The sequence below is a fragment of the Bacteroidota bacterium genome, assembly GCA_040388375.1.
Lineage (GTDB): Bacteria > Bacteroidota > Bacteroidia > UKL13-3 > UKL13-3 > JAAFJM01.
Window position 1 is genome coordinate 37,086 of sequence record JAZKBU010000009.1, and the last position, 25,267, is coordinate 62,352.

Annotated in this window: 21 protein-coding genes; 20 read left to right on the top strand and 1 reads right to left on the bottom strand. The window is 32.0% G+C overall.

Going from position 1 to position 25,267, the window contains the following annotated elements; genetic code table 11:
* Window positions 1-165 precede the first annotated feature (165 nt).
* The 8 genes from V4538_13990 (at window position 166) to V4538_14025 (ending at window position 9,874) form a co-directional block, all read left to right on the top strand.
* The gene (locus tag V4538_13990; protein ID MES2382152.1) at window positions 166-1,149 is read left to right on the top strand and encodes a bacteriophage abortive infection AbiH family protein; all 984 of its coding nucleotides are present in this window, start codon (window positions 166-168) and stop codon (window positions 1,147-1,149) included.
* 77 nt (window positions 1,150-1,226) lie between these two features.
* On the top strand, window positions 1,227-1,925 hold the full coding sequence (locus tag V4538_13995) for a hypothetical protein (GenBank protein ID MES2382153.1): 699 nt from the start codon (window positions 1,227-1,229) through the stop codon (window positions 1,923-1,925).
* Between the two features lie 110 nt (window positions 1,926-2,035).
* A complete protein-coding gene (locus V4538_14000; protein MES2382154.1) occupies window positions 2,036-2,830 on the top strand; it encodes a UPF0489 family protein in 795 nt (264 codons plus the stop codon).
* 144 nt (window positions 2,831-2,974) lie between these two features.
* Window positions 2,975-4,294 carry a DNA phosphorothioation system sulfurtransferase DndC gene (dndC, locus tag V4538_14005; GenBank protein ID MES2382155.1) on the top strand — a complete coding sequence of 440 codons (1,320 nt, stop codon included), beginning with the start codon at window positions 2,975-2,977 and terminating at the stop codon, window positions 4,292-4,294.
* Between the two features lie 5 nt (window positions 4,295-4,299).
* A complete protein-coding gene (gene dndD / locus V4538_14010; protein ID MES2382156.1) occupies window positions 4,300-6,393 on the top strand; it encodes a DNA sulfur modification protein DndD in 2,094 nt (697 codons plus the stop codon).
* Complete coding sequence (locus V4538_14015; protein MES2382157.1) at window positions 6,383-7,948, top strand: DndE family protein; 1,566 nt, start codon at window positions 6,383-6,385, stop codon at window positions 7,946-7,948. Before dndD ends, V4538_14015 begins: the two co-directional genes overlap by 11 nt.
* A gap of 1 nt (window position 7,949) precedes the next feature.
* On the top strand, window positions 7,950-8,519 hold the full coding sequence (locus V4538_14020) for a hypothetical protein (GenBank protein MES2382158.1): 570 nt from the start codon (window positions 7,950-7,952) through the stop codon (window positions 8,517-8,519).
* Complete coding sequence (locus V4538_14025; GenBank protein MES2382159.1) at window positions 8,519-9,874, top strand: DGQHR domain-containing protein; 1,356 nt, start codon at window positions 8,519-8,521, stop codon at window positions 9,872-9,874. Before V4538_14020 ends, V4538_14025 begins: the two co-directional genes overlap by 1 nt.
* Here the strand turns inward: V4538_14025 and V4538_14030 are convergent.
* Complete coding sequence (locus V4538_14030) at window positions 9,871-11,052, bottom strand: cysteine desulfurase family protein (protein MES2382160.1); 1,182 nt, start codon at window positions 11,050-11,052, stop codon at window positions 9,871-9,873. The genes V4538_14025 and V4538_14030 overlap by 4 nt on opposite strands.
* Before the next feature lie 480 nt (window positions 11,053-11,532).
* On the opposite strand from V4538_14030, the gene V4538_14035 reads away from it, so the two are divergent.
* The 12 genes from V4538_14035 to V4538_14090 all read left to right on the top strand — a co-directional run bounded on the left by V4538_14035 (window position 11,533) and on the right by V4538_14090 (window position 25,163).
* Window positions 11,533-12,948, top strand: coding sequence for a hypothetical protein (locus tag V4538_14035; protein MES2382161.1), 1,416 nt, complete (start codon window positions 11,533-11,535; stop codon window positions 12,946-12,948).
* Window positions 12,949-13,063: 115 nt separating this feature from the next.
* Window positions 13,064-13,843, top strand: coding sequence for a hypothetical protein (locus V4538_14040; GenBank protein ID MES2382162.1), 780 nt, complete (start codon window positions 13,064-13,066; stop codon window positions 13,841-13,843).
* 3 nt (window positions 13,844-13,846) lie between these two features.
* Window positions 13,847-14,653, top strand: coding sequence for a hypothetical protein (locus V4538_14045; GenBank protein MES2382163.1), 807 nt, complete (start codon window positions 13,847-13,849; stop codon window positions 14,651-14,653).
* Window positions 14,654-14,829: 176 nt separating this feature from the next.
* Window positions 14,830-18,180 (top strand): hypothetical protein, encoded by a 3,351-nt coding sequence (locus tag V4538_14050; protein MES2382164.1) that lies wholly within the window; start codon window positions 14,830-14,832, stop codon window positions 18,178-18,180.
* 86 nt (window positions 18,181-18,266) lie between these two features.
* A complete protein-coding gene (locus V4538_14055) occupies window positions 18,267-18,671 on the top strand; it encodes a hypothetical protein (GenBank protein ID MES2382165.1) in 405 nt (134 codons plus the stop codon).
* Window positions 18,672-20,103: 1,432 nt separating this feature from the next.
* Window positions 20,104-20,598 (top strand): YdeI/OmpD-associated family protein, encoded by a 495-nt coding sequence (locus V4538_14060; GenBank protein MES2382166.1) that lies wholly within the window; start codon window positions 20,104-20,106, stop codon window positions 20,596-20,598.
* A 171-nt stretch (window positions 20,599-20,769) separates the two neighbouring features.
* On the top strand, window positions 20,770-21,348 hold the full coding sequence (locus V4538_14065; GenBank protein MES2382167.1) for a cyclic nucleotide-binding domain-containing protein: 579 nt from the start codon (window positions 20,770-20,772) through the stop codon (window positions 21,346-21,348).
* A 74-nt stretch (window positions 21,349-21,422) separates the two neighbouring features.
* Window positions 21,423-22,040: a hypothetical protein gene (locus tag V4538_14070; protein MES2382168.1), complete on the top strand. Its 618-nt coding sequence runs from the start codon at window positions 21,423-21,425 to the stop codon at window positions 22,038-22,040.
* 133 nt (window positions 22,041-22,173) lie between these two features.
* On the top strand, window positions 22,174-22,797 hold the full coding sequence (locus V4538_14075) for a hypothetical protein (GenBank protein MES2382169.1): 624 nt from the start codon (window positions 22,174-22,176) through the stop codon (window positions 22,795-22,797).
* Window positions 22,798-23,000: 203 nt separating this feature from the next.
* Window positions 23,001-23,615 (top strand): LysE family transporter, encoded by a 615-nt coding sequence (locus V4538_14080; GenBank protein MES2382170.1) that lies wholly within the window; start codon window positions 23,001-23,003, stop codon window positions 23,613-23,615.
* A 279-nt stretch (window positions 23,616-23,894) separates the two neighbouring features.
* On the top strand, window positions 23,895-24,539 hold the full coding sequence (locus V4538_14085; protein ID MES2382171.1) for a hypothetical protein: 645 nt from the start codon (window positions 23,895-23,897) through the stop codon (window positions 24,537-24,539).
* Between the two features lie 177 nt (window positions 24,540-24,716).
* Window positions 24,717-25,163: a hypothetical protein gene (locus V4538_14090; protein MES2382172.1), complete on the top strand. Its 447-nt coding sequence runs from the start codon at window positions 24,717-24,719 to the stop codon at window positions 25,161-25,163.
* Window positions 25,164-25,267: the final 104 nt, after the last annotated feature.

Sequence of the window (25,267 nt, forward strand, 5' to 3'; positions counted from 1 at the left end):
ATACATTTCGTTTTCAGAAAATTACATTAATATTTCATCTATTAAGACAGTTAAAATCAATTCATTTACCTAAGGCAACCATTTGTTTGTTAGCCTTTTTATAAATAGGTTTGAGTTAATAATGTATAACTCAAAATGATATGATTATACAGATGAAAAGCTGAAATGGTAATAAAAAAATTATACATAATAGGAAACGGTTTTGATCTTCATCATAATTTAAGAACAAGCTATTATGATTTTGCGAAATTTCTTAAGAAAAAAAACAAAGATTTGTATATTACTCTAGAAAAGTACATTTCTTACCCATCGTTTGACAGAGACCTTTGGTCAAGATTTGAAGAAAATTTGGCAAACTTAGAAATAAAAGAAATAATTTATGAACACGCAGACACTTTACCAAGCTATGGAAGTGATGACTTTAGAGATAGAGATAGATATGTATTTCCAGATATTATGCATGAACACTATCAAAAACTGACCAGTGGACTTTTTTCGGAATTTGAAGCCTTTATAAAAAATGTTGATTTCCACGAAACTGCTTTTGAGTATAATGTTAAACTTGACAAATCAGCAACATTTTTAACTTTCAATTACACAAACACCTTAGAGCATTTATACAAAATAGACAAAAAACAAATTGTCTACATTCATAATTCTGTATTCTACAATAGTGAAGGTATTGTATTAGGACACGGAATTGACCCTGAAAATTTTAAAGAAAAAAGACAAATACCTCCTGACGGATTAAATGAAGAGCAATTAGAAGATTGGAATGACCAACATAATGACTATGATTATTCTTACGATACGGGTAAAGAAACTTTAATGCGATATTTTAAAGACACATACAAACCTACCAAAGATATCATAAAAGAACACAGTGCTTTCTTTAAAAGTATTATTAATGTAGAAGAGGTATATATTCTTGGTCATTCTATCTCTCCAGTTGACCTGCCATATTTTCAACAAATTATTAGGTCAGTTAGAAAAGATGTAAAATGGCATGTTTCCTATTATGACATCAAAGAAAGCAAAAAACATTTTGGCACTTTAAAAGCACTAGGTATTGAAGAAAATAATATCATACTTTTTAAGCTAGTAGATATAAAAGAAAATAACAAGCAATTCAAAATGGACTTAAATTGAAAAGTTTATGAGAAATGCTATAAAGGCATTAGGAACAAAAAATCTAATAACAACCGAAGTTAACAAAACAAATCAGCATGTATACTAAACACTTTTTTTTAGAAGAATATCGAAAGATATTTACAACTTGGAGCGAAGAGAAACTTATCGATTATGCAGAGTATATGGAAAAAAAATATAGTACTATAAAACGAGGTGACAATGTCGTACACCTTGATTATTACGCTGGTTTAATTAACGAAACTGATATACTTACAATAGAAACGTCACTCGCAAAGATAAACATAGAACTTAGTAGTTTTGACAAAAATGATGTTCCATATGCTTCGTTAGAGCAATTTATGCTACAAGTAAGTTTATTTGTAGGAGATAAGACTACACAAGATATTCTTTTCGGTATAGGTACTAATGCAATATGGGATACTATAAAGACAGTTACATTTCATGTATGGAAGACAGTACGAAACAGAAGTGCTAATATGCAAATTGAAAGTAAGAAAGAATTTAACTGTGGTATTAAAATGGCTCTTGATAAAAATACAAAGTTTGAATTCAAAATTGATGGGGAATTATCAGATGAAGCGGCCCTAAAATCTATTGACAAAATTTTGGACTTTTTAAAAACTGTAAGACCTAACCAATCTATAAAAAAACCGGACTTTATAATTTTTAATCAAAAAAAAGAAAGTTGGGAAATTGTGGATGTTAATGCCGAATTGATAAAGCAGATTTTAGCTGAAAGAGAAAAAGAAAACAATGAAGTGAAGGATGAATAGAAAACAAATTCTATCCAACATTACAAAAAAACTTTAATTTCCATTAAATAAACAAAAGAGAGTCATTTCAAAAAGGATTTGGCAAATTTATTATCAATTCATTCAACAATATGATAGAATTTAGAAACCCTCATTACATAGTTCCTCCAGGTTCGGATAAACAAATACTATCACATCCTACATTAGAAAATGAAGTGGTTGAATTAGCTATTTTTCAAGAACACCGTTACGCCTTTTTCTATTGGTTAAAATGGACAAGAAAGCAAAAAACAACCCATCCACCATGTTTAGTTTCTTTAGACTGGCATCAAGACCTTTGTGTTCCCAGTGACACTGAAAAACAATGGTTATCCGAACTTGACCAGTCAAGCGATGGTGAAGTTGCAATATTTTCATGGACAAAACTCGCGGGTAATAACGATGGACATATTTTATGCGCAGCATATCTAAATTTAATTGGTAATATCTATGTCCTCTGTCGTCAAGGAGCATTTGATAATGATTGGGAAGATGAAAAACTAACTGATATAAAAGGAAATATACATCATATTAAAAAATTTAGGACGTACGAGGCTTTAGAAAAACACCTTTTAACAACAACAGAAAAACAAGTTTTTTTTGACATTGACCTTGATTTTTTTACTATTAACAACCCATATAATGGGAAAGGAAGTAAATTTACATATGTGACAAAAGAACAAATAATCAATATGCTTTCTACGGATACATTGTTAATTAAGTGGATTTTCGCAAGACTTGCAGGTTTTACGATTGCTACAGAACCCAAACATTGTGGTGGACTTTCGAAATCAAACAAGCTTTTGGACATTATTAACAAGATATATTTTAAATCAGATATCTTTAATGAAGATTGTGATTGGCGGCATAATAAATTTAAAAGATAGAATATTGTTCTTAGTTTCTAACAAAATTTATTATATATGAAATTTTATATTTTCAAAGTGTAATACATTGAAGATATTATTCTACGGGACATTACATTCAAAATAATTACTTTGCGCAAAAATTAAAAAAAGAATAAAACAAATATGTCAATAAATATATCTCATATAGAGAATGAAATAATAGACCAATATCTCTATGATGAATCAGATAGACCGTGGATAATAGGATTCAGTGGAGGTAAAGACAGTACTATGCTTTTGCAATTAGTTTGGAACTCACTTAGAAAAATCGAACCTTTTTTATTAAGAAGGAGGGTATATGTTGTTTGTAATGATACTTTAGTTGAGAACCCAAGAATTGTAAAGTTCATAAATAAAACACTTAGTAAAATACAAAAAGCTGCTATAGAATATGGTATACCCATAACTGTACATCAAACAATTCCTGTAATAGAAAATACTTTTTGGGTTAAACTAATTGGATTAGGTTATCCAGCACCAAATAAATTTTATAGATGGTGTACCGAACGTTTAAAGATAGACCCTACTACTAGATTCATAAAAGAAACCGCAGCAATAAATGGAGAAGCCATTATTTTACTAGGTACTAGAAGTGCTGAAAGTTCAAACCGTGCTGCATCAATAAAAAGGCATGAAGTTAAAGGGATGCGTTTACGTAAACATTTATTGCCAAATGTATTTGTTTATGCCCCAATAAAAGATATTTCAACCAACGAATTATGGCAATATCTTAATCAAGTACCACCACCTTGGGGTGGCACTCATAAAGAATTAGTCACTCTTTATAGAAATGCCAATGCTGGCGATTGCCCTTTGGTTATTGATGACACTACTCCAAGCTGTGGTAATAGTCGTTTTGGATGTTGGACTTGCACTGTAGTAAACAAGGACAAATCAATGGAAGGTTTGATTGAGAATGGTGAAGAATGGATGCAGCCATTGGCAGATATTAGAAATTTTTTAATTGAAACAAGGGACAATCCTGAAAAATATAGAGAACAAGAAAAAAGGGATGGGACGATTAAAGAAGGTCAATGGGGACCCTATAAGGCTGAAACTAGAGCCGAAATATTAAAACGAATTTTAAAAGCTCAAAAATCTTTACAAGCAACCGAAGGTGTTGAGTTAATTACACATCAAGAATTAGTTTTAATTCAATATTATTGGTATAGGGAGAGGTATTATTTTAAACAAACCGTGTCTAGCATATATAATAAAATCTTTAAAGAAAATTTAGATATGAGCAAACAAGAAGAAAAAACAAAACAAGAGGTTGAGCTATTAAAAAAATCTTGTAAAGAGGAACCCAAAGATGTGGAGTTAATTCAGTCGCTTTTAGCTTTGCAAAAAACCAAAACTCTAATGATTAGAAAAAGAGGATTACAAGCAGACATTGAAAATCGTTTGGACCAATTTATCGAAGACAGCAAAAAAGCCAAATAAGAATAATGATAATTAAAGAAATTGAGCTTTGCAATTACCGAATCTACAAGGGTTCCAACATTATTGACCTTTCTCCCGATGGCAAGAAAAATATTTTCATTATAAGCGGAAGAAATGGATTTGGTAAAACGACCTTCCTAATGTCAATGGTTTGGTGCTTATATGGTAAGCAAATGCAGGACGTTGACGATTTATACAAAAAAGAAATTGCAGACCAAGGAGGTTACAGCAAATATATTGTAAACTCTCTTAACCGACTTGCAAAAGCAGAGGGTGATGAAAAATTTTCTGTTTCAATCACGTTCACAGAAGTAAACATCCCCGAAGTACCTTGTAAGGAAATAATTATAACTCGTAGTTATGCAAAATCAAGTGCGGCAGAGGAAATAGAAGTTTTGATTGACGGTTACCCAAGTGAATTAGCAAAAGAAGTTGGACAGGAAATCTTCATTCGAGAATTTATTATGCCAATTGAAATAGCGAAATTTTTCTTTTTTGATGCAGAAAAAATTGTAAATCTTGCAGAGGTAAATACTGCAGAACAACGCAGAAACTTAAGTCGTGCCTATTCAGAAGTTTTAGGTATCAGAAAGTACGAAGATATAAGAACTGAGTTAGAAAATTTACAACTTAAACTTCGTCAAGAATCAGCCAGTGCAACGGAAAAAGGGCAACTTAAACTTTTAGAAGCAGAAGTTGAAGGTTGTGAAGAGAAAATTTCAGAGAATCAAAAACTGATTGACGAACAGAGAGAAAAACGCAATGAGAAAAATAAAGAATCAAGAGATATACAAGAAAAGCTTATTAAAGCAGGTAGTTTAATTACAGTAGAAGAACTACAACAAATACGCCTACAGGAGGACGAACTTACAAAGAGGCAAAATGAATTATCAAATGAACTAAAAGATTCATTTGACATCATTCCATTTGCCATTGCTGGAGAGAAATTTTTAGAAGTAAATAAGCAATTGGAGAATGAAGCTAACCATAAAGCAGCTCAGTTCAAAGATGAAAATGTAAAAGGTGTAACTAATAGAATCCTTACAGATTTATTTAATATTCCTACTCCTGAAAAATTAGCTATTGATTACCAAGTACAGAAATTTTATTCAGAGAATTTTGAAAAACTAATTCGCAAACATTTCTTTTCTGACACTCCGCAATTGCCAGATGATTTTAAAGTAATTCACGAATTTTCCGATTCAGAAAAAAACGAATTACAAGCAGTTCTGAGTAATATCAAACAATCCTTCCGTGAATCATTCAGAAGAATAAATGGGGACTATACACAAACAAGAAACGAATTAAACGGAATTAGGAGAAGGATAAAAGATGCTGAAGCGAATCAGGAAGATCCAATTATTGCTGATTACCGTAAACACAAGGAAGATTTAGACAAGGAAATAATTAGAATTGAAAGTACTATTGATTCTTTGAATCGTGAAATTGGAGAACTGACAAACGAGAAAACGCAAAAAGGGCATCGTATTTCAGAGCTTTCAAGAAAATTAAATGTATCGAAACAAAACAAAGAGAAGGACGCTATAATTGCAAGGAATATAGCTAACTTAAAAGATTTTATTGGTAAGTTCAAGGCGAAGAAAAAAGAATCTTTAGAGGAACAAATTTTAAGCGGTTTAAATACTTTGCTTCACAAAAAAGGTTTTATTAAAAAAGTTGAAGTTGAAATTATTGGAGATGACATAGACATTATTTTGAAAAATAGTCGCAATGAAGAAATTAAAAAAGAATCATTGAGTAAAGGCGAACAACAAATGTATGCAACTGCTTTGCTACGCGGACTTGTGGAGGAAAGTGATATTCAGTTTCCTGTTTTCATTGATTCACCAATGCAAAAATTTGATGAGCAACATGCTGAAAATATAGTGAAGTATTTTTATCCTAATATTTCAGAGCAAGTAGTTATTTTCCCTCTTGTCAATAAGGAACTAACTGAAAAAGAATTTAATATACTTTCAAAACATATTGCTCAAACTTTTTTAATTAATAATGTGCACGAAGACAAGAGTGAATTCATTTCTGTTGCACCCGATAAATTTTTGAAGACGTATAACAAAATGTATAATAATGCTGATTAATATAAGAACATCCGAAGCGAATAAACCAATTGTTCAAGAGTTAACGAAGAGGTTAAATCTTGGAACGGAAAACTACGTCTCAAGAATTGCTTTTTCTTATTCCATTTCTCGAAACGTAAAATTGAATTTGGAAAAAGATTTAAAAGATAGCAAAGGCAAAGAATATAAAGATGATATTCTGTTTGGTAAGTATCGTGATTACTACATGGCTTTAATTTGTCAGCATTATAATCTTTATAAGTCTGATAAAGATATAGCAAAATACATAAAGATGCATATTGACCACGGCTTGACTTTAATAAATAAATTATTTGAAGATAACAAAAATTATTCTGGACTTGATTTTCTTTTAGAAAACATTGAAAAAGGAATTGAGAAGTTAGAGGAAAATGATATTACAAATGATGCAATCATTTTTGATGAAAAGACAAGAAAAAACAGAATTACAAACAAAGGCTATTATGCAGAAGCAATAAAAATTCTAGTTGGTAAATCGTTTGACGATGAAGACATTTATTTTCAAATAAACGACACAAGCATTCACAACAATGCACATGTTGCCGTTGCGGGTAATTCAGGCACAGGTAAAACATATTTTGCCAATAGTATTTTGAAGCAAATTTCACAGGAAACAAAAGGAGAAGTAAATTTTCTTTTTCTTGATTTCAAAGGTATCAGTGGTGAAGATGAAAAGAAAAATAAAGAGTTTTTTGAGAAAACAAAAACCGAGTTGATAAAAGCACCTTACAAGCCCTTCCCTATTAATCCGCTTGCATTCATTGACAACGTGAATGAGAAGAACAAAATCATGGGTATAAATAAGTTTGTGGACATCATTACCAGTTACAGCAATATCGGTAAGAACCAACAACAAACTTTGAAAGATGCAACCCGGGAAGTTTTTAACTCCATGAAAAACGGGCAATATCCTTCTTTCAAACAGATTTACAATAAAGTAATTGAGATTGAAGGGGAGAAAGCAAGCACGCTCAAAGAAATTTTGCAGGGGCTTGGAGATGATTATGAGTTATTTGAAACGAAGGTTGATGCAAAAAATAGTTTTCTAAACAAAAACTATTACCTAAGCTTGAGTGGTGATTTGCCAAGAACAGTCCGTTTTACCTCTGTTTTCTTAATCATTAATTATATCTATAATACTTTCATGAATATGGACAACGCCCCAATTGAAGGCAAGTATCAAGGTATGAGGTATGTTTTGTTGATTGATGAAGCACATACAATTTTTAAAGAGAAGAAGAGCCAAGACCTTTTGGAAAAAGTACTTCGTGAAATTCGTTCAAAAGGAGTTTCTATTATTTTACTTTCACAAGCCATTGAAGAATTTAATCAACCTTCATTTGACTTTAGCACAATGTGCGAAACCGCTTTCCTATTTGACATTAAAGATAAAACAAATTTGAAAATGATGCAGAAGTTTTTAGGCATAGGTGATAAAGATTCAACAAAGCTGAAAAACAGTATGGAAAAGATTCAAAAGTATCAACTCATTAGTAACTTGAAAGAATATAAAGTTGCTGAACTTTTTAAAGCATAAAATGGTAAAATTAATTCTACATAAATCAGAGTTGTTTTTTCTGAATAAATCCGAAGTGATTAACATGGAAGAAATGCTTTCTTGGAGATTACCAAATTTGTATTATCCAATGTTCGCTATTGCTGCTTCATTAATTAGTTTTTTAATATTCAAGAATCCTGAACAAGTTACGGCAATGGCTTTTATAAATTTAGTTTTGAATGGTAGCATTCCAATGGTTGCTTTGAACCGACTAAGTTCATTAGGTATAAATCTTTTTAAGTTTGATAAAACCAAAGAAAAAGAAAAAAGAAAAAGAGATACATACAATTTGAGAATCAAAATACACTACTACTCACAGGGATTAGTTTTTAGTATTGCATTGTTTTATATCTTTCAAGTAATTCATACACCTTTCACTCTCTCATGGTGGTTGCTTTTGCAGTTACTGCTATCATTTCTTTGTATTGAGCAATCATTGAAAGTTTCTAAGTATGCTTTTTTACTGCAAGAAAAACTTGTTGATATTACTTTTGACAAAGAAATCAGAGATGAAATTGAAGAAAAAGGACATTCTAAAAATTGGGAATAATGAGCTACTTTATAGATAATAAAATAAAATGCCTTCCAGTATTTCAAAACCAACAAGATTTTTTGATTGGTGTTTTCAGCATTGGAACAATTCTAAAATTTACAAAATATACAAAGCGTTTAATTGTCGGTTTTGACGAGGAAAACCTGCCTATTTACAATCCACAAATTCAAAGAGATTTAGAAAATCTGAGAGTTCAAAAGATTGCAGATTTTTTAATTGACGACCCCAACGCAACATTTCCGACCAACATAGTTTTACATATTCCTTCACTTATTGTTGATTCTCAAAAACAGAATAATGGATTTGTAGAAATTCAAGTGAACAATAAAGTTTTTGACGGTGTAGAAAGGTCAAGAGGTAAAGATGATGCAGGTGATGTTTACATAACTATAATTGATGGTCAACACCGTATCAGAGGTATTGAAGTAGCACTTGAAAGAATTGACGGAGACATAAGAGTTCTTGCACAAACTCTGCAAGGAAGTCCAAACAATCTTGACTTGAAAAAAAAATTAGATAGATATTCTCAAAGAAGAAAAGACCTTTTGAATATTCAATTAGTTGTCTCATTTTTCATTGATAAAACTTTGGAATATCAAGCGATGATTTTTTCAACTATCAACAGAACACAAAAGAGAGTTTCCGATAGTTTAGTTTCAAGTTTGTTTGGTTTGACAACTGAAGATTCGCCACAGAAAACAGCATTACAAGTTGTGCTTGCTTTGAATGCACATGATAAATCTCCATTCTTTAATAGAATAAATCTTTACGGCAATGACTATGATAATAACCAAAGTCCACCACTTTCACAGGCTGGAATGGTAAAATCAATTGTCAATTTAATTTGTGAGAGTTTAAGAGAATCTGAAAGAGACCGTTTCAAAGAGAGAAAACTTTTGAGTGAAAGAACAGCAGGTTCACAAAAGTATCTACCTTTCAGAGGATATTATGTAGCAAATAAAGACAGTTCAATTTCTGATATTTTGTTTTACTATTTCAAAGCAGTAAAAAATGTTTTTGTTGATGATGAAAAAAACTCTTATTGGGACTTCAATCCCGAATCAATGAAGCCAACAAATATTTTACAAACAACGGTTGGTTATACATCGTTTTTAAATATGCTGATTGATATTTTAAAAGAGTTACCGGAAAAGGAAAGATATGAAGTAAAGAGTTATGAAAATTATTTAAAAAAAGCTAAGAATATAAATGTAAAAGATTTGAAGCGTTACCCTTTTACAAGCAAATCGCAATCTATCATTTACTTGGATTTGAGTTTGGCGATTTTCCCACCAATAGATAATTCAGATAAACGAGTTTTGCGACTTTATGAGTTGCTCAATAAAGATTAAGAAACCATAGCCCTCAAATTGTCGACCACAGTTTTAACAGCAGCAACAACAATATCCATTTCCTTTTTAGTGTTGTATTTTCCAAGGGAAAAACGAATGCAACTAAAAGCAGAAGTTTCATCTAATCCCATTCCAGTTAAAACATGAGATGGCTCCATTGATGCAGAAGTACAAGCACTTCCATTACTCACAGCAATCAAAGGAAAATCATTTTCAGGATTACTTAAACCCATAATTACAGCATCAGAATCAGCACCACTAAACAAAATATTTGTTGTGTTATACAAACGAGAAGCAATATTTCCGTTTATACTTGTGCCGTCAACTTTCAAAAGTTCAGTTTCTAAATAGTTTCTCAAAGCCAAAATGCTTTCAGCATTTTTATTCATTTCTTTTTGAGCTAAAGCACTGGCAACACCAATTGCAACAATTCCTGGCACATTTAATGTGCCACTTCTCATTCCCCTTTCATGCCCCCCACCATGTAACAAAGCAGGTATCTTTACACGGTTTAATCGCTGACGAATATACAAGACTCCTACACCTTTTGGAGCATATATTTTATGTCCACTGAAACATAATAAATCTATTTCTAACTCATCCACATTGATGGGTATTTTACCAACAGCTTGTGTTGCATCACACATAAACAAAGCCCCTATATCATGTGACAGTTTTGCAATTTCTTTAATAGGTTGAAGTACTCCCGTTTCATTATTTGCTAACATTATTGACACCAAAATAGTATCATTACGTAAGACATTTTTTAATTCAGATAAGTCAATTATTCCATCTGACTTGACAGACAAGTAGGTCACTTCAAAACCTTTTGTTTCTAAATGCTTACAAGTATCCAATACCGCTGAATGTTCGGTTGCTAAGGTTATAATGTGCTTTCCTTTACTATTGTAACTTTCAGCGGCACCCTTGAGAGCCAAATTAATTGCTTCAGTAGCACCACTTGTAAAAACAATTTCGTGAGGGTCTGCACCAATTAATTCAGCAACTTGCTTCCTTGCATTTTTAACTGCCTCATGTGCCTCTAAACCAAATTGATGAGTACTACTTGCGTTTGCAAATACATCTGTCAGAAAAGGTATCATAGCTTCCAATACTCTTTTATCAACTTGTGTCGTTGCATTATTATCAAGATAAATTATTTGTTTTTTACTTTTCATTTTTACCAAACAAATTTATATTTTAACTATTTAATAGAACTATTATTTTGTAAACATGAAAAATCTAATCTGTTTTTAAGTCTTTTCATAAGTTTCATGGTTAGTATTTTGTCCTCTTTGTTTTAATCCATTCAGTACACTATTAATTTTTTTTAATACCTGTAGTATAAATACCCTTTTTTCATAGTATAAATACTCTTTTTAAGGTCAAGCATTTAAGTTTAAAATGGTTTTTTAGAATTTGTATTCATTTCACTTTCAGCACTTTAATTATATATCATGCTTAATATAGTGATGTGCGCAAATTTTTCTATATAAAAGCAAGCCCTTGTTTGAATATGTTTTTATAAATAGCTTTGAGTTAAGTGAAAGGCTATTCATAGAAATCGATAAGTAGAACTGCATTTTATATAACCTCTATTTATATCCTTAGCAAAAGCATAATTACTGACATTTATAATATTTTTAAATAACATAACTATGAAAGAGAATTTATTAATCATCACAGTAATTCTGATTTGCTCGCATCAAGTCTTTGCTCAAAAAGCATCAGAAGTTTTAGAAAAAGGAGAACCAGTAAAAAAGGAGAATCGCTTATTTTTAAAATACGATGTTACAGATAAAAGTATGAAATCACGTATTGCATTATCTGACCCGCATCGTACCTTTATTACACATAATGATTCAATAATTTATTTAGTTCGCGAAGATGAACTGACTGTCTTTTTAAAGCCATTGAATCCATTAAATTATAGTTATAACACTGAAACAACACTTATAATTGATCCAATTAATGAAACAGCAGCAACAGCACTTGGTTCAATAATAGAGATGTTAGGAACGGTAGCGCAAAAAAAAACGAATTTAAAGGATAGAACTAAAGAAGATAATTCTTCAAATTGTACAGAGTTTAAGAGTATACAAGACAGTATTGAAGATATTCAAAAAAAACTTTTAAAATCTAATAAAGATGATGTTGCTAAAATATTTGAATTCTTAAAAGGAATCTCCTTTGATGATGAAAAATCTACTATTGTAGATATTGATACAGCTAAGAAAAGCATGGAAACAATTACTAATTACCTTAAGGGAATAGAAACTTCTATAAGCAATATAAAAATTAAGATAAAAGATTATCCCTGCACTTATCCTGACTCATTTACGGCAAAATTCGTTTTTAACTCTATACTGAAAGAATTTTCTTCTAAAGTAGAAGAGCAAAAAAAGAGGCTTTTAAACTTAAAAATAGCATATGACCTTGTTGAAAGTATGGTAAAAAAAGCCGCAAAAGATGGTGAATGGTGTATACCCCTTAAGGCAGCAGTTGTCAGAAAAGATAAAATATTAATATACACAATTACAATAAAAGAAAATGGGTATAAATTATCAGTAGATAACGAAATTATAAGTATACAACCAAAGGAACTTATAAAAAGTAATTTTAGAACAAGGAAATTTCAACGATTTATTCCCGAAGTATCAGTTGGAACAGCTTTTACTTTTTTAAACTACTATTCGTATGGAACAACATCAGATTCCACAGGACAACAGTATGTTGGTAGTCCAACAGAAAATGTTGTTAAGAATCTTAATATAACTACGATGCTTAATTTTAATTATTACATTGAAAACTCACCCCTTCACCCTTTCTACCAACTTGGATTAGGTATAAATTCAGGACTGCCGACTTTTTTGACAGGTTTTGGATTAAGAAGCAGCATTAATGGTATCAAAAGATTGGCAATTGGTGGTGGTATTGCCATGACTTGGATAAAAGAGTTAGACAGACTTAAAGTTGGCGATAAAATAAAGGGAACGGAGGATATTGAAAAGGATTATAAATTTGGTTCTGCTCCTCAGTTTACACCATATGTTGCATTGCAATATAATTTTTAATAAATGTGTAATGCTTATTAACCTGCGTTGACTATACAAAAAGGCCCAATATATATCCCTACAAAGATTATCTAATTAATATATTCACTACATACTAAAACAATAAAATTCTACAATGGCTAATTTTGCACCACAATATGATTTGTTTAAAATAAGCAATAAACTTTCAGCAATTGGGCTGTATGTTTTTTGGATAATACTTATCTTGTCATGTATTCCTCTTATATGCAATAATTTTTGTGTGAAGCATAATTTAATTGACACTTTGAACATTTTGAATATTATTGGAATAAGCTTATTTTTCTGTACAGAACTAATTAATGAGTTCATTTTAATTCCTGAGGCAGACAATAAGAGAAGAGATGATTTTATAGATAATTCATTTGGTTCTAAATTTTCGACAAATAATTCAATTGGTTATTACGACAACGATGAGATAAATAAAGGGTTATACAAAGCGGCAGTAAATCTTTTTGAAAACTGTTTTTTTACATATTCACTTGTAAAATCAAAGACCATATCAAAAATAATTCTCCCTATTATAATATTCATTGTGCTTATTCTTTTGGCATTCTATGGATTTAAACAAGTTCCAATTGCATTAACAATTTTACAAGGAATATTTTCTGCAAATATTTTAGGGCAAGTTATTAAACATTTTATTCTGTTTAATAAATTATCCTCAATACAAGATTCTTGGATTTTATTATTTCAAAATAATGATTTAAAATCAGACACAATAAAATATCAATCACATATTTATAAATATTGGTTACATTATGAAACGCTTCATAGTAAAATTAATGCCGGTATTTCTGACAAATTTTTTATCAAACATAATCTTTCATTAATAGAGGCTTGGAAAAAGCTAAAACATAAATATAATATCATATAAACTATGGCGGCAATTAACAATATACTTAAAACATTTTCCCAACAAGAATTAGTTCTTTCGCATGATGATACTGAAAGAAATAAAATTATTGCGTCATTAAATCAATTGGAAAAAGTTCTAATAAGCAAACTTCAAGGAGATATATTACAATTTATTCATTTTGGTTCTTTTACAAGAAATACAATTCTGCCAAGAAAATACGATTCTCAATCTGATGTTGATTTAATGGTAGTGTTTAATATTTCCAGTGGAATTAAAACAGCCGGAACATATAGAAACTATTTATCCGACATAATTTCAAAATCTTACCCTAATTCAATTTCAAAAAAAGATTTCCCTGTAGTAAAACTCGAACTTAATCATATAATGTTTGATATAGTTCCTGCCTATTTTGAGAAAAATTGGCTTAACGAAAAAACATTTTATATACCAGATAATACAGAAAAATGGAAAACGACTGTTCCTAACGACTTAAATACTAAACTTGAACGGAAAAACCAATGGATAGGGAATAATACAATTCGTAATGTTATTAGGCTTTGCAAACATTGGAATGCTAATGCAAATTATCCAAATCAATCCTACTTAATGGAGAAAGCTATATTGGATATAGATTTTTGGGGTACAGAAGATACATATTCAGGTTTCCTAAAAGTAATGAAAAAGATGGCAGGAAACATAGCGGGTGTAAAACAAGCATTAGACTATATAGAGCAGTATAAAGGAAATTTCATAACAACTGCAAATGAACAGAAGCAGTTAGAATGGCTACAAAAATTATTGCCAGGTCTTACAATACCTAAAATATAGCAAAGTTTAACAGGGGTTTAATTTAGTAAAAAGAAAAAATTCATGGTAATATAAACCTACATGGCTCGTTACACGGGTTGGCTTGGCATACAAACCAGGAATCATAGCGCTGTGCTATGAATGAAATTTTCAAAAAAATTAGACAATACCATTTCTAAATATTACCACAAAAATAGATGATGGAGAATAACGAAATAGCACAAGACCTTGATTCAGCGATGAAGTCAATTCTTGTTGAGAATAATGCCCAAACGATTTTTGACCACTTAAATCATATAGAGAAGCAACAAGATGTGTATGCTAAGAGATGGTTTTGGGAACTTCTACAAAATGCAAAGGACGCAGTTGAAATAAAAAGAGACGAAAAAGTTTCTATCAAAGTTTTATTAGAAAAAACGAAACTTGTATTTAGTCATACAGGAAATGCATTCAACCAAGATGACGTTCTTCATTTAATTTTTCATGGTTCATCTAAAAAGAAACTTGAAGGCAAGATAGGGAGATTCGGAACGGGTTTTATGGCCACTCATCTATTGTCAAGGAAGGTTGTAATTGCTGGAAAATTAGAAGACAGCAGAAGTTTTAAATTTGAATTGTCTCGTGAGGCAAAAGATGTTCCACAGCAAAAAGCAAATCTTGACAATTCTTTTATTGCTTTCAAAAATTCTATCAAACAGGATTCTTATACTACTGCTCCCTACAACACAGTATTTGAGTATGAATTAAATGAGGGAACAGAAATTGCACAAAAAGGGATAGACCAGTTACAATTTATTCTCCCTTTTGTTTTAGCATTTAACCCTGAGATAGAGAACATTGAAGTCTCTGCAAATCAAAAACAAATTTCAATCATTCGTGGCAAGAGTTCTGAAACCAAAGAAGAAGATTATACTATAACCGAGCAGGAAATAATTCTTGACAACAAGAGTATGACTGTAATCCTTCTTTCAACGAAGGACAGCGATATTGGTGTTTTGATTGACACCTCAAAAGAAACTTGGGAAGTAGTAGATTTGAATGAGAGCTATTCAAAATTATTTTTTGATTTCCCTCTGCTTGGGACGGAAAAACTTGGTTGCCCAATTGTAATCAATTCAACAAAGTTTGATTTGAGAGGTGAAAGAGATGGAATCTATTTGGGCTCTGACGACAAGCCAACAATAACAGAGAACAAAAGAATTGTTGAACAATCATTATTAAACTTCAGCCACATAATTAAACACCTTTCGAATAGACGAGTTACTGGTTTGTTCAATCTGTTTCGTATTTCCAAACCATTTAATTATGAGTGGCTACAATCCGACTGGTTAGAAGGCAAGCTCAGAGATTTAGTGCCAGTATTATTAGAAACTGAATGTTGCTTCACATTACAGCAACCAGTTAAATTAAATAGCATTGTTATTCCTTTTGGCGAAATAATTTCTAATACTGAATTTTACAAACTTATCTCGGAGTTTTCTCCAAACCTTTCACCGCCCTTAAATGAAAATGAGCAGTGGATTGTTGTCGCTAAAGGATTTTCGGAATTGGATAATAAACATGTTTCTGCCTATGATTTTATCGTCAACGAGAAAAAACTTTGCGAGCAAATAGAACTTTGTCAAACCCTTGAATCTCTTAACCAACATATTTCTAAAGTCATTGATGCAGAAAATATTCTACCAGGAATTGCATGGCTTAATGATTTCTTCAATCTTCTTTCAAAAGAGCAAACTGAATTTTTTTCTTCTCTCTATAAAATCATTCCTAATCAAAACGAAACCTTAGTTACAAGAACTACTGAATCACCATCACTTGATGGAATTGGAGACGATAAAATAAAAAAGGTTGCAGAATCATTTGGCTGGGATATTGAATCAGAACTTGTCTATCCTTCAATAAGAATGAAAGATGGAGTACTACCAAAATTCACTTTGGAAAAAGTAATTCAAACAATCTTTCAGTTAAGCGAAAAAATACCTGATGGATTTTTGACAGATTCTAAAAACAGAAAAGCACTAATTCATTTTTTCAAATGGCTTCTTACAAACAGGCGAATTGACGATTTAAAGTCAACTTATGTAATTGTAGAAGACAGTCGGGAGTCCAGCGAAACTTCTTACAGCAAGCGAAGATTGTTTCTCTCAAACAGCGATAGACTTCTTTCGCCCTTTCAATTTTGGCAAACAGATTTCTCACTGTATAGAGACCTTGTAAAAAGAAAGTTCATTCTCATTGATGAATATTTTGAACACCTGACAACAGACGATTTCAATTACTTATCTCAAATGGAACTTATCTTCCTTACTCCACTTATCAAGCGAACAAAAGCAACGAAACAAGAATTGAAACTACTTCTGAAAAAGGAGGAGGAATATTTCAAATTGCCAATAGACAAAGAGGAACTCAATTTTGAGTTTTCTGATATCCCATATCTAACGAGAAGTGATGATGGTATTTTAATTAAGACTGGTGAAGCAATTAAAAGCGGAAAAATTTTATTGAAATTTTTGCTTACGCAGGTTTTAGACAAAGACCTATTCTTTGATAAACAAAATGATGTAGTAGTTGGGCAAAATACAATCTCATTAAATAAAAGTTTATGGTTATCAAGGTTAAGAGCTACTCAATGGGTTCCAGTAAAATTTAGTGATGATGAGAATAAGTATTACAACCAAAGTGAAAGAGCATCCGTTTCTAATTTTACAGAGCTACTAAAGGGCGAACCCGAACTTTTAAATGAAATAAAAAAGAAAAATGCTGCTTTATTTTTCAATCAACTTGGACTTAGTGTAGCAGACATTATTAGAAACACTTTGGTAAACGAAGAAGATAAATTAGCATGGGACATGACTTTCTCTCATTTGCTGACAAGTGGAAATATTAAACCAGAGCTTGCTGTAGAAATGCTGCAAGATCCGAAACTGCAAGAAGTTTATCAATCACAAAAAGACAGGAGAGATAAAATCAAAGAGAATCAAAACATCGGATACCTTTTTGAAAAAATATTCAGAGACATTTTTGACTCCAAAGAATTTAAACAAGACGGCTTTACAATTAACCGAACAGCAATTGGAAGCGACTTTGGTGTTGTGTATGAACATGATGTTCTTGACGACAACGGAAAGGAAACACTTTTTAAAATTGACCAAATACTGATAGAATTAAAAGCCACAGGAAAAAACTACGCTGAAATGACACCAACACAAGGTGAAGAAGCAACAAAGAATAGTAACAATTATGTTTTAGCAGTTTTACCCTTAAAGGGTTATGAGATTAAAGAGGAAAGTGTTCGTGAACATACCCGTTTCGTTATTGACATTGCAAAACCTTTAAAAAAAAGATATGATGAATTTCTTTCTTACACAGGAGAAAAACAAAAAGTAATTCAAGACCAAGAAGGAGTAAATCTTTTTATTGAAGATGGTAAAATAAGGTATCAAGTGAAAGAAGATGTTTGGGAAAGTTCAAACGCTTTGACTTTTGAATGTTTTGTTACATGGATTAAATCAAAAAATAAAATAATAAACCCAAGCCAGAATTTTTAAAATACACAAAGAATTCTAACCCGATTCGTACCAAAATTGGGTAATGGACAAAATAGGGCAAATACTAGTGCTTTAGTAAATAAGTAATGAATTATAAATTTGTAAATAATGAATTGGAGTTAGCTCAATCAGTTATTGAGTTTTTTGCTAAGCCGAAATCTTGGAAGAAAACTACTGGAAATGCCCCAAGATATTTTGTTCATATTCAAAATGGTGGACAACATAGTTTCGGCCTTTCTAAGTTTTGTGCATTCAAAAACATAACTGTTGAAGAATATTTATATAATTATAGACATAAAACTAATGGCGGAAATACCCAAAAACATATAGCTAAACTAACCAGAAAAGACTGGATTCCAAGAAAAAAAATAGACTACGAAATACGAAAGGCATTTGACGAATGGATTACTAAGTTTCACCCAAATTACACACTTGAAAATGCATCCTTTATCACAATATCGCAATCAAAAATACAATACCCTATAGAGTAAAATTTATTGATCCCAAAACTCTCGAGGAACAATTAAGACTACAAAGAGAAATTGGAGAAAAAATAGCCTTTGAATATGAATTAAATCGACTAAGAGATAATGGAATAAAAAATGCTAAAAAATATATTGAACATACTTCAAAGATTAATTCAGGAGCGGGATTCGATATACGTTGTTTATTAAATGAAGATAATCGATTTATTGAGGTCAAATCATCCTTAAACAAAAATCTAGACTTTTTCATAACTGAAAACGAACACCAAACACTTGGACAGCTTGAAAATAATGCCTTTATATACTTGGTGCATATATCAGACCGAGCTGAAAAGAAGGGAAAAGTGTTTCACATTATAAGAAATCCTATTGAGGTTTTAAAAGCAAATGGGCTAATGAAACCTGTAGCATATAAAGCAACATTGCGAAAGAATAGCATGCAATAACAAGGGCGTTAGGTGGAGATAAATTTGCAAATTTTGCTTCTGTTTGCCATATTTGTACAGGTTAGAAGTTTAGTCTACCAAGCATTGGGAATTAAGTTAATACAAATGAAATAAGCTATTTACATCTAAACAGTAATAGAATCATTTATAATATTTAAGTCTTTCAATAATATTTCAAGGTTCGACTTTTGTCCCTTGTCCTCCACAAATAATGCCCCGGCCGTTAGGCTGGGGCATTATTATTTACAGCACAACTGTAAGCACAGCTTACTGAGGCGTGCTGTAAATAATAATGCATCCTTTGCGTATGCAAAGGGCATTGTTTGTAAGGTTCTCCCAAATGGGAAAAAGTATTAATCCCCCAAGCACAAGGGTAAGCAAAGCTTACTGAGGTGTGCTGTAAATAATAATGCATCATTTGCGTATGCAAAGGGCATTGTTTGTAAGGTTCTCCCAAACGGGAAAAAGTATTAATCCCCCAAGCACAAGGGTAAACACAGCTTACTAAGGCGTGCTATAAATAATAATGCATCATTTGCGTATGCAAAGGGCATTGTTTGTAAGGTTCTCCCAAACGGGAAAAAGTATTAATCCCCCAAGCACAAGGGTAAACACAGCTTACTAAGGCGTGCTATAAATAATAATGCATCATTTGCGTATACAAAGGGCATTGTTTGTAAGGTTCACCAAACAGGAAAAAGTATTAATCCCTCCTACTCAAAAAAACAAACCTGAATAGCTATTAAACTCCCCTATTGGGCGACTTGGATATGTAAATAAATAAAATACTTTTGTTAAATAAACCCTTACAAATTCAGGGTTATATACAAGTTAGCGGTCACTATAAAGCGACACATACCCAATTGACAATCTAAGCGAAAAAAATGGCAAATTTTGAACAACTTTATAAATGAAATAAATTGACAACTAACAAGACACTTAATATAAAAACAAGAACAGAATGGCGAAACTGGCTTCAACAGCATTTTAACATGGAGAACGAGGTTTGGCTGATTTATGCTAAAAAGTCAACTGGCGAAAAACGAATTCAATATAATGATGCAGTTGAAGAAGCGCTATGTTTCGGTTGGATAGACAGTACAAATAAAACCCTTGACAAAGACCACACGATTCAACGATTTACTCCACGACAAACCAAAAGCAGTTATTCACAACCTAATAAAGAACGACTGAAATGGTTAGTTGAAAACAATTTAATTCATCATTCATTTCTTAAAACAGTTCAAGAAGTCATATCAAAGGAGTTTGTTTTTCCTTTGGACATTTTAGATGAAATAAAAAAAGATAAAACAGCTTGGGAAAATTATAACTTTTTTTCAGACTCCTACAAGCGAATACGAATTGCATACATTGAAGGTGCAAGAAAACGACCAGAAGAATTCACCAAACGACTGACTAACTTTATTCAAAAAACACGAGACAACAAACTTATTTCAGGCTTTGGTGGAATTGACAAATATTATTAACCTGAACAAAGGCAGACTTTAACACGACAGAAAAACAATGAACCGCTAAAAGCACATTTGCGATAGGTGCGGTTTCGTGCTCCGCATCAATATTTGTAGTAAAATGCCCCCAACGCAAAGCCTGAAATGGTTACAGACAAATTGAACAAACAACAGTAACAACCTAAAACAATGCAAGACATACTATTTGACTTTATATCAAAATATATTTCGCTAACAGAAGATGAAAAGAACGCACTCGTTTCTTTGGACCTATTTCGCTCGGTAAAGAAAGGATCTATTTTACTCAAAGAAGGGCAAAAATCGAAGGAAAGCTACTTTGTTATAAAAGGCTGTATCCGCACCTATTATATTTTAGATAGTGAAGAAAAAACTACGGCTTTCTACACAGAAATGGATACTTTGACACCTCCTTGTGTAGTAAACAAAACTCCGTCCGAATATTATATAAGTTCTACAGAAGACACGATGCTTCTGGTTTCAAATATCGATATGTCAGTAGAAGTAAATAGTAAATTTCCAAAGTTTGATATCATGTGTAGAATGTTGTCAGAAGAATTGTTAGCTAAACAACGAATAGACTTTGACGAGTTTAAGACCTCCTCACCTGAACAACGATACCTAAACTTACTACAAAACAGACCTGACCTTATTCAGCGTGTGCCACAACACCAATTAGCGAGTTATTTAGGTATCAAACCTCAATCATTAAGCAGACTAAGAGCAAGACTACTTGAAAAAAAGAGTTAAAACGTATTTCTTAACTTAAGTGATCGAGTTGTTGTAATTAGCCAATCTACTTTTGCTGTATCATTTAAAAAGATATGCAGAAGAAAATTTTATTCATTGGATTAGCCATAGTGTTGGCAAGCAGTTTACAGGTGAATGCACAAGGTGCTAAACAAGACAGCACCTATAAAAAGTGGTTTATTGGGACTACCCTATATCTGTTGGGGAATTTTGTTGAAGAACACAACCCTGAGTATATACAAATAAATGCAGGGTACAGAATTACACCTAAAGACGTTATTCATTTTAGATTTAAAAGATCAGTTTATGATTGGCCTTTGGGTACACCTTGGGGAAAAATATTTGATGGGACGGAAGATACCTATCCCGGACATGCACGGATACTTGCACCTACATTAGGATACCAGCGATTTTGGTGGAAAGGACTCTATACATCCCTTTATGCATTGAATGCTTTTGAAAAATACATGGATAAGGATAATAAAAAGATTGGAAATGGATACACGTTATATCTAGACTTCTATTTGGGTTACCAGTTTACCTTTTTTAAAAACCGCTTCTTTTTTGAACCCGCTATTGGATGCAGTTATTGGCCGCTAAGAACCGGTGTTCCGGAATCTTTTAAAACAGCAGAAAAAAAATGGCCTAACTACTTTATTCAACCCGGACTTGATTTTGGATTTAAATTTTAGCATCCTAATTGAGAAATTAACCGGAATATCTAAAATTAAAAAAGAGTAACTTCATTTCTTAACTAAAGTGAACGATTTTAAAGTTATTGCCAATCTACTTTTGCGCCATCATTTAACAACAAAAATAATAGCTATGCAAAAGAAAAAAATTATGCTCTTCATTGCACTTTTAAGTACTTTTTCAATCAACCTTAAAGCACAATATGCTAAAACAGATAGCACTTACAAAAGGTGGTTCGTTGGGAGTACCTTATTTTTATTAGGAAATTTAGATAATGTAAACCCACCGGGCTTTGCCCAACTCAATGTTGGTTATCGTATTACAGGAAAAGATGTAATTTCACTTGAACTAATAACTTGGAAACATGCTTGGCCTCTTGGTATTAACCCATTTTATAATAAGGCATACGGAACTCCTGAAGAGAAATTTCCCGGTTATATAAGAGAATACGGAATTGGCCTAGCCTATCAAAGGTATATTTGGAAAGGCCTGTACCTGGCAGTGCATGCAACGCCTATGTGGCAAACATTTAACAATGAAAACGGTGATAAGGTTGGAAACGGTTTTATTATATTCAACACTAACCGAATTGGCTACCACTTTAAACTCTTGAATGATCGGTTTTTTATAGAACCATCACTAGGTATTGCTGGTCGTGCTTTTTACACAGAAATGCCTGATGGATTTAAACAAAAAGATGACAAGTGGCCAAAATATACGCCTGAACCAGGGCTACATTTTGGATATAATTTTTAATGGATTAATCCCTAACAGGTTTCAATAGTACTATTGAAACCTGTTTATTTTATACTAATTGAGTTGTTATAAAGAACCTGAATAGCTATTAACCCCCCCTATTGGGCAACTTGTATATGTAAATAAATAAAATATTTTTGTTAAATAAACCCTCACAAATTAAGGGATATATACAAGTTAGCAGTAATGCAATACAACAACAGATGACGACAGACTATTTAATTAAAGGATTAATAATTGGCTTTTCAATAGCAGCTCCGGTTGGACCAATAGGTGTATTGACCATTAAGCGAACATTGACAGAAGGACGAATTTCAGGTTTTGTTACCGGAATGGGTGCCGCATTAGCAGACGCAGCTTATGGCGCAGTGGCAGGATTTGGCTTAATTGCAGTTTCGTCTTTTTTAATCTCACAGGAATTTGTAATAAAACTTATTGGTGGCCTATTTTTATTGTACCTGGGCGTAAAGTCATTTATTAGCAAACCCGCTACAAAGGAAGCTGCCGTTGCAAGCAAAGGTCTTTTAAATAATTTTATTTCTACATTTTTCTTAACCCTTACCAATCCTTCTACCATATTATCGTTCATAGCTATTTTTGCCGGACTTGGATTAGCTTCTACCTCTGCAAACTACTTCTCCTCCATGGCTATTGTTTTTGGAGTGTTTATGGGTTCTGCTATTTGGTGGTTTATATTGAGTTCCATAGTTAGTTTTTTTCAATCTAAAATTACACCCGACAAACTGATTTGGATAAACAGACTTTCTGGTTTAATTTTAGGTTCATTTGGACTCTTCGCATTATACTCAATTAGGTAGTAATATTAAATGCTGAATGCACTACCACTAACACACGTTTGGTGTTAGTAGGCGGACGGACGGTGAGAATAAAAGTATTAACCCCTCCAACTCCACAAACAGGTTTCAATAGTACTATTGAAACCTGTTTTATTTTATACTAATTGAGTTGTTATAACACACACCTTGCGCCTATTAAAACTCCCCTATTGGGCAACTTGGATATGTAAATAAATAAAATACTTTTGTTATATAAAGCCTGACACCAATCAGGGTTATGTAAAAGTTAGCACCAAGTATATGACAAAAACCCTATTAGTAATATTTCTTCTTTCCTTCGGCCTGAAATCATTTTCACAAGACACCAATAATTTAACTAAAGACTCAACTAATTTTAACAAAAAATATATAGCTTGGTTCTACCCGTCCCGTGCTACACATGTATATGGCTTAAACATCGATTTTTGGTTTAAAGAAGGTCTTTGGTATCAAAATACTTACCCGACAATAAATGGTGTTGACATTAACCTTAATCCCTTAGTAATATTTACACCAATAATGATGTTATTATATTCTGCTGATTCTGCTTTCAATAGCCCACCAACATTAGCAATGACAGACACCATCGACTTCTCAAAGTTTAAGCAAATTAATGGTATTCAAATCGCCCTACTCAATATGGATGCAACAATTATTAATGGATTAAACATTAATGCTTTTGCAAGTAGAGAAACTGGCACCAGAGGTGTAACAATCTCGCTTTTATCTAATAAGGAATATTTTACTAACGGACTTACTTTGGCATTATTCGGAAATCATAATACTAAATGTAAAGGTGTCCAACTCGGACTTGTTAATTCATGTAGACAACTAAAAGGGATTCAATTTGGACTATGGAATAAAAACCAGAAACGTTCATTACCACTAATTAATTGGTGCCTTTAGACAGACTACTGAAATAAAAACAACACCTAACAGCACATTTGCAATAGACGAGGTTTCGTGTTCCAAAGACATCCCGATAGCTATCGGGATTGTGGTTACGGAAAGTTCAGTTCTCCGAATGAACATTTGTGCTGAAAAGCCCCATCTCAAATCTGCAAACCGTTATGACCAATTGTAATGACCACAGAAAATAAAGTAATTAAAGTAAAAGACACTAGCATAATAGGAAAAGCAATTATAGTGACATGCTTATTCCCTCTTATTTTCATGACCTTTTCTGTTCTACTTAATCTAAGTTACCTTTTGACAGCATTAATTACATTGACAGTATTGGGGATTGCCTTTACTTTTTTTGTAAGACACATTAAAAAAAATGAAGATGTATATGAATTAATTGCAGACAATACTTCCATCTCAATTAAAAAATCCAAGACTTTTGGCTGGCATGACATTGAAAAAATTGAAACCTTTAGCCGCAGACCAATTGGACATCGAATGGCTAAAAAATACATTAAATTGGTTCTTAAAGACGGTGAAATAATAGTTTTGGACGCTTCTAATTATGATATTTGGTACGAAGACCTAAAAGAAGAACTTCTTTCACTAAGGAGAATGAACAACTAGGCATAACACGCGTCTGCCGCAAGTATCGCCAACTTATTGTAACCCCAAAACCATAAATTAAAAGCCCGTTTTACAACTTGTATACGTAAATAAATAAAATACTT

What these genes read in the sequence shown, in the direction of transcription:
- V4538_13990 (MES2382152.1), top strand. Translation starts at nt 166, where the DNA reads ATGGTAATAAAAAAATTATACATAATAGGAAACGGTTTTGATCTTCAT.
- V4538_14045 (MES2382163.1), top strand. Translation starts at nt 13,847, where the DNA reads ATGGCGGCAATTAACAATATACTTAAAACATTTTCCCAACAAGAATTA.
- V4538_14065 (MES2382167.1), top strand. Translation starts at nt 20,770, where the DNA reads ATGCAAGACATACTATTTGACTTTATATCAAAATATATTTCGCTAACA.
- V4538_14035 (MES2382161.1), top strand. Translation starts at nt 11,533, where the DNA reads ATGAAAGAGAATTTATTAATCATCACAGTAATTCTGATTTGCTCGCAT.
- V4538_14090 (MES2382172.1), top strand. Translation starts at nt 24,717, where the DNA reads ATGACCACAGAAAATAAAGTAATTAAAGTAAAAGACACTAGCATAATA.
- V4538_14075 (MES2382169.1), top strand. Translation starts at nt 22,174, where the DNA reads ATGCAAAAGAAAAAAATTATGCTCTTCATTGCACTTTTAAGTACTTTT.
- V4538_14070 (MES2382168.1), top strand. Translation starts at nt 21,423, where the DNA reads ATGCAGAAGAAAATTTTATTCATTGGATTAGCCATAGTGTTGGCAAGC.
- dndD (MES2382156.1), top strand. Translation starts at nt 4,300, where the DNA reads ATGATAATTAAAGAAATTGAGCTTTGCAATTACCGAATCTACAAGGGT.
- V4538_14030 (MES2382160.1), bottom strand. Translation starts at nt 11,052, where the DNA reads ATGAAAAGTAAAAAACAAATAATTTATCTTGATAATAATGCAACGACA.
- V4538_14000 (MES2382154.1), top strand. Translation starts at nt 2,036, where the DNA reads ATGATAGAATTTAGAAACCCTCATTACATAGTTCCTCCAGGTTCGGAT.
- V4538_14060 (MES2382166.1), top strand. Translation starts at nt 20,104, where the DNA reads ATGGAGAACGAGGTTTGGCTGATTTATGCTAAAAAGTCAACTGGCGAA.
- V4538_14080 (MES2382170.1), top strand. Translation starts at nt 23,001, where the DNA reads ATGACGACAGACTATTTAATTAAAGGATTAATAATTGGCTTTTCAATA.
- V4538_14020 (MES2382158.1), top strand. Translation starts at nt 7,950, where the DNA reads ATGGTAAAATTAATTCTACATAAATCAGAGTTGTTTTTTCTGAATAAA.
- V4538_14055 (MES2382165.1), top strand. Translation starts at nt 18,267, where the DNA reads ATGAATTATAAATTTGTAAATAATGAATTGGAGTTAGCTCAATCAGTT.
- V4538_14085 (MES2382171.1), top strand. Translation starts at nt 23,895, where the DNA reads ATGACAAAAACCCTATTAGTAATATTTCTTCTTTCCTTCGGCCTGAAA.
- V4538_14025 (MES2382159.1), top strand. Translation starts at nt 8,519, where the DNA reads ATGAGCTACTTTATAGATAATAAAATAAAATGCCTTCCAGTATTTCAA.
- dndC (MES2382155.1), top strand. Translation starts at nt 2,975, where the DNA reads ATGTCAATAAATATATCTCATATAGAGAATGAAATAATAGACCAATAT.
- V4538_13995 (MES2382153.1), top strand. Translation starts at nt 1,227, where the DNA reads ATGTATACTAAACACTTTTTTTTAGAAGAATATCGAAAGATATTTACA.
- V4538_14015 (MES2382157.1), top strand. Translation starts at nt 6,383, where the DNA reads ATGCTGATTAATATAAGAACATCCGAAGCGAATAAACCAATTGTTCAA.
- V4538_14040 (MES2382162.1), top strand. Translation starts at nt 13,064, where the DNA reads ATGGCTAATTTTGCACCACAATATGATTTGTTTAAAATAAGCAATAAA.
- V4538_14050 (MES2382164.1), top strand. Translation starts at nt 14,830, where the DNA reads ATGATGGAGAATAACGAAATAGCACAAGACCTTGATTCAGCGATGAAG.